This window comes from Methanospirillum sp. (assembly GCF_035560735.1).
In the GTDB taxonomy this organism is placed as follows: Archaea; Halobacteriota; Methanomicrobia; order Methanomicrobiales; family Methanospirillaceae; genus Methanospirillum.
The window spans coordinates 1-7,842 of record NZ_DATMYY010000186.1; the positions used below are offsets into that span (position 1 = coordinate 1).

9 protein-coding genes are annotated in these 7,842 nt (G+C 45.8%); all 9 read left to right on the top strand.

The annotated features are described in order from the left end of the window. Positions 1–86: 86 nt before the first annotated feature. A complete protein-coding gene (locus VN429_RS05575) occupies positions 87–635 on the top strand; it encodes a bifunctional cobalt-precorrin-7 (C(5))-methyltransferase/cobalt-precorrin-6B (C(15))-methyltransferase (protein WP_325630724.1) in 549 nt (182 codons plus the stop codon). Beyond that, entirely contained in the window at positions 629–1,237 is a 609-nt protein-coding gene (locus VN429_RS05580; RefSeq protein WP_325630726.1) for a cobalt-factor II C(20)-methyltransferase, read from the top strand. Before VN429_RS05575 ends, VN429_RS05580 begins: the two co-directional genes overlap by 7 nt. Next, positions 1,234–1,950: a precorrin-4 C(11)-methyltransferase gene (cobM, locus tag VN429_RS05585; RefSeq protein ID WP_325630729.1), complete on the top strand. Its 717-nt coding sequence runs from the start codon at positions 1,234–1,236 to the stop codon at positions 1,948–1,950. Before VN429_RS05580 ends, cobM begins: the two co-directional genes overlap by 4 nt. Beyond that, the gene (gene cbiG / locus VN429_RS05590; protein ID WP_325630731.1) at positions 1,947–2,822 is read left to right on the top strand and encodes a cobalt-precorrin 5A hydrolase; all 876 of its coding nucleotides are present in this window, start codon (positions 1,947–1,949) and stop codon (positions 2,820–2,822) included. The genes cobM and cbiG overlap by 4 nt, the downstream gene beginning before the upstream one ends. Further along, positions 2,791–3,591: a precorrin-3B C(17)-methyltransferase gene (gene cobJ / locus VN429_RS05595; RefSeq protein ID WP_325630734.1), complete on the top strand. Its 801-nt coding sequence runs from the start codon at positions 2,791–2,793 to the stop codon at positions 3,589–3,591. The genes cbiG and cobJ overlap by 32 nt, the downstream gene beginning before the upstream one ends. Beyond that, complete coding sequence (locus tag VN429_RS05600) at positions 3,539–4,198, top strand: precorrin-8X methylmutase (RefSeq protein ID WP_325630736.1); 660 nt, start codon at positions 3,539–3,541, stop codon at positions 4,196–4,198. The genes cobJ and VN429_RS05600 overlap by 53 nt, the downstream gene beginning before the upstream one ends. A gap of 12 nt (positions 4,199–4,210) precedes the next feature. After that, complete coding sequence (locus VN429_RS05605; RefSeq protein WP_325630739.1) at positions 4,211–5,218, top strand: cobalt-precorrin-5B (C(1))-methyltransferase; 1,008 nt, start codon at positions 4,211–4,213, stop codon at positions 5,216–5,218. Beyond that, positions 5,215–5,796 (top strand): cobalt-precorrin-7 (C(5))-methyltransferase, encoded by a 582-nt coding sequence (locus VN429_RS05610; RefSeq protein ID WP_325630741.1) that lies wholly within the window; start codon positions 5,215–5,217, stop codon positions 5,794–5,796. Before VN429_RS05605 ends, VN429_RS05610 begins: the two co-directional genes overlap by 4 nt. Positions 5,797–6,233: 437 nt before the next feature. After that, positions 6,234–7,775, top strand: coding sequence for a hypothetical protein (locus VN429_RS05615; protein ID WP_325630744.1), 1,542 nt, complete (start codon positions 6,234–6,236; stop codon positions 7,773–7,775). The last annotated feature ends 67 nt before the right edge of the window (positions 7,776–7,842 follow it).

Genomic DNA, 7,842 nt, shown 5'->3' on the forward strand with positions numbered 1-7,842 from the left:
AAGGGGGATTGAGGTCTCTCATCTGTAAACAAAACTAATGAGGCACATATCTCTTTTGTAAAATCCATCAAACATATACGAAGTCCATGAATATTGATACGTCGACCAAACCCCCTTCTGGTGGTCCTACTAAAGATGAAATTCTTGCAATTTCTCTCTTCAAACTAAATCTGTCTCCTTGTGACATCTTTGCTGATCTTGGCTGTGGTACTGGGAGGATATCACGGGAGGCAGCACCCCTGGTGAAACAGGTCCTTGCTGTAGATAGGCGGGCCGAAGCCTGCAACTGGACTGAAAAGGAAGCAGTTGCCAGCAGAATCTCAAATATATCAGTATTCAATGATGACAACAGAACATTTCTCTCAACAGTAGATCATCTGGATTGTGCCTTTGTTGGGGGGTCACAGGGGCTTGAAGAAGTGATTGATGCTCTTGCAAAACTTAAGGTTAGATCTTTGGTTATTAATGCAGTGATGCTTGAAACTGCCAATATTGCAGTCTCTTATCTGAAAAAACATGGCATATTCAGGGAGGTAATTATGGCACAGATCTCGAGAAGTTACTCAATTGGATCAGGAATAATGTTCAAACCATTAGATCCTGTCTTTATTATCTGTGGAGGTTCCGAATGCTGACAGCGGTCGGATTAGGTCCCGGAGATCCTGAATTGCTCACATTATCAGCAGTGCGCCATTTACAAGAGGCTGATCGTGTCTTTGTTCCCGGTGGTATTGCCAGGAATCTGGTAGAACCATATTGCACTCCTGTTGAATTGTCATTCCCGATGAGTCATGATGAAACAGTAATATCAAAGCAAATAGAACAAAATGCCGAAATTATTGCTCCTATTGCAGAAATCGGGAATGCGGTCTTTGGAATTATAGGTGACCCGAATATTTTCTCAACATTTTCAAGACTCTGTGTTGTTATCAGGGAAAAGCATCCAAAAATTCAGATTAGCACAGTTCCTGGTGTTAGTTCTATTACAGCCCTCACATCAGTAACTGGCATACCTATCAACGGTGGTTTTTCAGTATCTGATGGAAGCTCTGATTTAGTGCGAATCCAGATGAAAGTCCGCCGTCCGCGTGAAGCTGCAGAGCGACTGAAAAAACAAGGATATCATCGGTTTGTTCTTGTAGAGCGGATGTACATGGAAGGAATGAAGATCTGGAGAGATGATCTTCCTGATGAAAGCAACTACTTTTCACTCCTGTTTGCGGAGAAGGCTCTATGAATCCTATATGGTTTGTCGGTGCGGGCCCGGGTAATCCTGATCTGATAACAGTAAAAGGAAATAATCTGGTTAGTTCAGCTGATCTCCTGATTTATGCAGGCTCTCTAGTAAACCCTGAACTGGTAAGCAGATCCCCTGCATCTGAAAAATATGACAGCAATGGGATGTCACTTGAAGAGATGACGCCTCTGATGGTTGAGGCTGCCCGGGATGGGAAAAAAGTTGTAAGGCTCCACTCAGGAGATCCTGCCCTTTATGGTGCAATCGTTGAACAGATTCAACTTATTAGAAACGAGGGATTATCTATTGAAGTTGTCCCAGGTGTATCATCTCTATTCGGGGCTGCTGCAGCGCTGCAGACTCAACTTACACTGCGTGGTGTTTCTGAGTCTGTTATCATCACAAGGCCAGCAGGAAAGACTCTGGAGCATGATCATATCGCCGAATATTCGCAACACGGGGAGACGATGGCAATTTTTCTGGGATCAGATCGTCTGGCTGAAGTAGTTGCAAAGATAGCACATCCCCCTGAGACACCAGCTGTGGTCATCTATCATGCTACCTGGCCTGATCAGAAGATAATTAGGGGAACTGTTGCAACCATCGCGCAGCAGGCAAAGGATGCTGGGATATGTCGGTCAGCACTCCTGCTAATAGGTGATGTTTTTGGTGATGAACTTCCAGGACATGTCAGATCTGAATTGTATTCATGACCGGGACCATTGTTACTGCTCTCCCTTATTTTACAGAACCTGCAAAGCGGATCGCTGAGTCACTCAGTGGAACCTTTGTGCCATATCATGACTCAGTTTTTACTGAAGCCATTGGGACAGCAGATCGGATTGTGGCTCTGATGGCAACCGGGATAGTGGTGCGAAAGATTGCTCCACTTCTGACCGATAAATGGCGTGATCCTGCCATTGTGGTCGTAAGCCCTGATCTGAAGTATGCTGTTCCAATATCGGGAGGACATCATGGTGCAAACGATCTTGCATATGACCTTGAAGAGAAACTAGGTTTTATCCCTGTTATCACAACAGCAACAGAATCAACCGGAAGAGATTCTGCAGAGGGTATTGCCAGGGAAAAATGCCTTCGTATTGTAAACCCTGCTTCAACACGGAGATCGAATGCAGCGGTTCTTGAGGGTACTGCGGGCATTTATTCTGTTGAAGGGCCGGGGATGGTCATCGCTGGAAGTGGCGTTTCATTTCTTGTATCTGATGCCCCCTGCACAGCGGGCATAGGGTGCCGGAAAGGAACGCCTTCTCACGAAATAACTGATGCCATTGATACAGCTTTACAATCGGTGTCATTAACGCGGGCTGATGTCAGTATTTATGCAACAAGTACTTTGAAACTTCATGAACCGGGCCTGACTGAAGCAATTCGTAAGATCGGGGGGAATCTGATATTTCTTGATCATGAAACATTGAACAAAGAATCTGTTCACTCAGTATCGGCAGCCGAACGGTTTGGTCTTCCTGGTGTTGCCGAACCAGCTGCCCTGGCAGTATCATACAAAAAAGAACTAATTATGGAGAAAAAAGTTTATGGAAATGTCACGGTCGCCTTCGCCCGGTGAGTCAGTTACCGGCAGGCTTTATATTGTCGGGATTGGTCCAGGGTCCCCGGAAATGCTTACTCGCCGTGCTGAAAAGGTGATCGCAGAATCAGATGTCGTTATCGGCAATGATTTCTACCTGGATCAGATTTCTCATCTGCTTCTGGGAAAAAACGTCATAAGAAGCAGAATGGGAAAAGAGGTTGATCGAGCAAAGGAATGCATCAATCTTGCCATCACCGCGAGTGTATCTATGGTGTCCGGTGGCGATCCTGGTGTGTATGGAATGGCAAGCATTGTGCTTGAGGTCCTTGAACATACCGGACTTGCTATTCCTGTAGAGATAGTCCCTGGTATAACCGCCGCAACTGCGGGAGCTGCACGGCTTGGGTCCCCACTCTCCGGAGATTTCGCTGTGGTAAGCCTGTCAGATCTCCTCACCCCACGTGATGTAATAAAAGCGAGATTATCAGCCCTATTTTCAGTGAAGATGCCGGTTGTTCTCTATAACCCAAAAAGCAGAACCCGGACTGAACAACTGGGTGAGGCTATTGCCCTTGCATTGGAATATCTACCCTCTGATACACCCGTGGGAATAGTAAGAAATGCGTACCGGGAAGATGAATCAGCCCTCTATACAACACTCGGGAAAGTCTGGGAATTAGAGGATTTAGTTGATATGCATGCTGTTGTTTTTATTGGTGGAGAGGAGACAAGAATCTGGAAGAGAGGAGAAGATGTCAAAGGAATCATTACACCCAGGGGATACCATCGGAAATACCTATATTGATATCGGCGCTGACACCGAGGAGGGGTATGATATATCATCCCGATCTAGGGAGATAGCACGCAAAACTATCGGTGATAAGACACCCGAAGACCGGATCCGGCAGCGATGTTCCATTGCAGTAGGCGACTTTGCAATGGCTGAACTGATACGGTTCTGTAATGATCCTGTTTCAGCAGGTCTTGCGGCCCTCGCCGAAGGTGCACCCGTATTTACTGATATCAGGATGGTAGAGACAGGTATTCAAAAGAAAGGGCATAAGAGCCATGTGCACTGTGTTCTTGATATTCAGGCCGAAACTGAACTGTCAGGCAGTATAACCCGGACCTCAGCAGGTTTTCTGGCTGCCCGTGATCAACTTGATGGATCAATAATTGTAATTGGCAATGCTCCTTCAGCGTTATTGGTTGTATGCGATATGATCAGGGATGGCTGTAAGCCCGCATTGGTAATCGGGACACCGGTTGGTTTTGTAAATGCAGCCGAGTCAAAAGAGGTACTCCGAACCATATCGGTTCCCTCCATCTCAAATGAAGGGACCCGTGGTGGAACACCTATTGCAGTAGCAGCACTGAACGAGATAATCACGATGTTTGTTTCCAGACAGTAATCGGAGAGTTGTATGATCGATCCGGTGAGTGGATTTGTCTATCCTGAATCATGGGTCGATGCCTGTGGGGATTCCAAGGCTCTTGAGGCAGTAGAATCCGGCCTTGTAGTTCTCACCGCTGGTGGTAAAATTCTCCACCGTGGTTTTACTACTGGAACCACTGCTGCAGCGGCAGTTAAGGCAGCGATCCTCTCACTCAAGGATCCGGTTTCCGGCCCTGTTACAATCCTCACACCTTCTGGTATCAGGGTCTTGGTGAAGGCAAGTGGGGAGAATGGGCATGGAATCTCAGATAAGTATTCTGGTGACTATCCGGATGATGTCACCGCGGGAATCCGGTTTCACGCCTTTGCAACATCTGCATCTGGGGGTTGTGAGGTTATTGCTGGAGATGGTATTGGGAAGTGGGATCGTGAAAACCCGCGTTACCCAAAAGGATCACCTGCAATTAGCCCTCCGGCAATGGCCGGGATTCAGGATGCTATAAATGAGGCCCTAAATGAGATCAGACTGACAGGTGTCAGGGTAATCCTTTCTGCGGAAAACGGATCTTACATTGCATCCCTGACACTTAATGCAAAGGTTGGGGTAAGTGGTGGTATTTCTGTTCTGGGCTCCACGGGTTTTGTTGAGCCATGGGATGATCACCTGGAAGAAACGATGATAAACCGGATTTCCGGTACATCGCGGGTTGTTTTGACTACAGGAAGGGTAGGGCTCAAATATTCGCGACTTTTATTCTCCAGTTATGAAGTAATTCTCGTCGGGTCCCGCATTGGTCCCGCATTACACCATGCTCATGGTGACGTAATTCTCTGTGGGCTTCCGGCTCTTATTCTGAAGTTCATTAATCCCACAATTCTCGAAGGTTCAGGGTTTGGGACAGTTGAAGAGATGATAGGGACATCAGAGTTTGATAAACGGGCGCAGGAGTCGATGTTACGCTTCTGCGCAAAAAAACCTGGGCTCCGCATTATTCTTCTAGATCGTGAAGGGCGGATATTGAAGGAGGCTCCATGAAGATTGTAGGTGTCGGATGTGGTCCCAATCTTCTGACCCGCCAGGCAGAAATGGCTATTAAATCCGCGACCCTCATTTTAGGATCAGAACGGGCAATCGCTTTGGTACAAGATTCAATTCCCCCTGGATGCGAAGTGAAAACCATAGAAAATTATCGGGCACTCAGGTCTCTTCCTGATGAAACAGTTCTCTTGTCTACAGGGGATCCTATGTTATCAGGCCTTGGTTATCTCCCTGGTGAGGTTATTCCAGGGATCTCTTCTGTTCAACTTGGGGCAGCACGACTCCATATCCCTCTCATAAATCTCCTGGTACTTACGGCGCATGGCCGTGGCCACGATGAGACAATGCATACCGTCTGTGATGAAGTGAAACAGAACCGGTCACTCTGTTTGATTACAGATCCTGAGTTTAAAATAAGAAATCTTGTAAATATGCTCAGTTTATATCCTGACTACCGTCTTGTGATCTGTCAGGATATTGGTTACCCAGAGGAAAAGATCATTGAAGGAACTGTGGATAATCCTCCTCATGCGACATCTGGGATGTACATCCTGTTTCTTCTGCCCTCTGTATAATCTGCTTTTTTTAGAGCGCCTTTGCTTTCCAATAATAACTCTTCAAAAGGGATTGGCCCCTGTGGTGACCTTTGGGCAGTCAACCGGTTGATTCAGGTTTCACAGGGGCCAATGGGGTCTTCATCGAACAATGCCCTCCTACAACAACAGAAGTGATAACCGCATTTGATGGGGGGTGTGAAATGAGGTATTTCACATGTATGCGTCAGGTGTTATTCGGATGGGGGGATGTGTTATCACTACATTGTCTGCTGCAGAGAGGTGATAAGTAGTCTATTTTTGAGCTATATTAATTTTAGGGCTTGTTGAAAGGCATTTATCAAAACAGGGCAATAATTAGTGTTCAAAGATTAGGCAACCCAAATCTTGTCTAAATTGCAACCTTATCTCTTGTGTAGTGGGACAAGATTAAATAAAACGACTGCCTATTATGCTATGTGAAGACTACTACCCGGGTCAAGAAAATTAACGGGCATGACTACTTGTATGAAATAACCTATTATTACGACAAGGAAACCCGTAGAACCAGACAAAAAAGCAGGTACCTGGGTAAGTATGTTGATGGGAAACCTGTCCGTGTACGGGAGAAGGCAAAAAACCCTGAACGAGTGTATGTGTATGGGGAATTAATTCCGTACCTGAATGCTATTCGCTCTCTTGAACTTCATGAGATCCTGGGAACACATCTGACAGAGCACGAAGCACGTATTAGCCTCACACTAGCAATTATTGCTCTTACCTGTCCTGATGCGATATATAATCCTGGAGCATGGTTTGATGGAACAGCTCTCTCCCGCATTTATCCAGGCCTAAAAATATCGTCGCAAACTGTCTCCAAACTGCTTAAAAAACTAGGGGAAACCGGCCTCCCAATGGATATATGCCGTTCCTGTATAAGCAAGCAGGAAAGTGGTGATAGCAGAGTATATGATCTGATGATCTCTAAACGCCGCCATTCCACCTCTGTAAGAAGACAGCAGGTAAATACCCAGTTCTTTGATCAGATCTCACTCTATTATGATTGGAGCATGAGTGTTCCTGCAGCATACTTTCCCCATCCTAAAAACCTGACTGCAACAAGACTGGTAAAAAATGCAGTAGCGGGGATGCATATCTTTCATTATCGCAGCACTACTCTGATCTCTGGCAGAGAGTTTAATTCTTCAATGAATATTTACGGGCTCATATTCAGTGGCACCCCATTTGTAATTCCTATCAATCCGGATAATGAACTAGTGAGGGAGGAGATAAAACGGCGACGAAGTGAATTGATGCATCCAAAGAATCTGAAGATATTTCACGGCGAAACTCTCTTCGTGGTTCCAATATCCATCCCGGTTGAATCCGTACAGATGCATGGGTATGTCTGTTATAGTCCCAGGCAGGATGAAGAAGAGAGAAATGAGTACAATGAGGATCTTGAACTCATCCTGGACAGTCTGCATAATACCCCTATTTATAAATGGACCGATCCCGCAGCTGCTGTTCACGACATAGCGGGAAGATATGAGCCATTTATTCAGTGGAAAGTTGAGGAAGGGAGGCTCCATGTTAGTATCAAACAGAAGGCTGTATCTCGCCAGCTTCGCGATGGAGGGATATCTGTTATCCTTTATGGTGGGGGAGATTTTCAATGGGATCAGTGCATGCAATGGACCAGTGAACAAAAAGAAGATGAACTTTTTTTTGGCACTGTTATTAGCAGCCTTCAGATTTATCCCCACACAGTAGATGCTGACATGATCCGCCAGGGTCTTTTTTTCATTGCATACATCAGCCTGATGCTTAAACGGTGGGTTGAACGTCAGTTTGAATCTGCAGGCCTTCTGAGCGTGTCAAGTGTCCAGAAGATCATGATTGATCTCGCCAAAATCCGTCTTATCGGGTTAGGCAATGACCGAACCGTTGTTACCGGGTTGCATTCAAGGCAGCATGATATCCTTGAGTGTCTAAAATGGCCTGCAGATTTTCAGGCTTGATTCCTCTGTGATGTGTTGTATCAATTATCTTGGGTTGATCGGGGAATTCAGTATTTAGGCCTATAAT

Bases quoted from the DNA above. Each gene is read 5' to 3' on its own strand.
- VN429_RS05610 (WP_325630741.1), top strand. From the start codon at position 5,215: ATGAAGATTGTAGGTGTCGGATGTGGTCCCAATCTTCTGACCCGCCAG.
- VN429_RS05605 (WP_325630739.1), top strand. From the start codon at position 4,211: ATGATCGATCCGGTGAGTGGATTTGTCTATCCTGAATCATGGGTCGAT.
- cobJ (WP_325630734.1), top strand. From the start codon at position 2,791: ATGGAAATGTCACGGTCGCCTTCGCCCGGTGAGTCAGTTACCGGCAGG.
- VN429_RS05580 (WP_325630726.1), top strand. From the start codon at position 629: ATGCTGACAGCGGTCGGATTAGGTCCCGGAGATCCTGAATTGCTCACA.
- VN429_RS05600 (WP_325630736.1), top strand. From the start codon at position 3,539: ATGTCAAAGGAATCATTACACCCAGGGGATACCATCGGAAATACCTAT.
- cobM (WP_325630729.1), top strand. From the start codon at position 1,234: ATGAATCCTATATGGTTTGTCGGTGCGGGCCCGGGTAATCCTGATCTG.
- cbiG (WP_325630731.1), top strand. From the start codon at position 1,947: ATGACCGGGACCATTGTTACTGCTCTCCCTTATTTTACAGAACCTGCA.
- VN429_RS05575 (WP_325630724.1), top strand. From the start codon at position 87: ATGAATATTGATACGTCGACCAAACCCCCTTCTGGTGGTCCTACTAAA.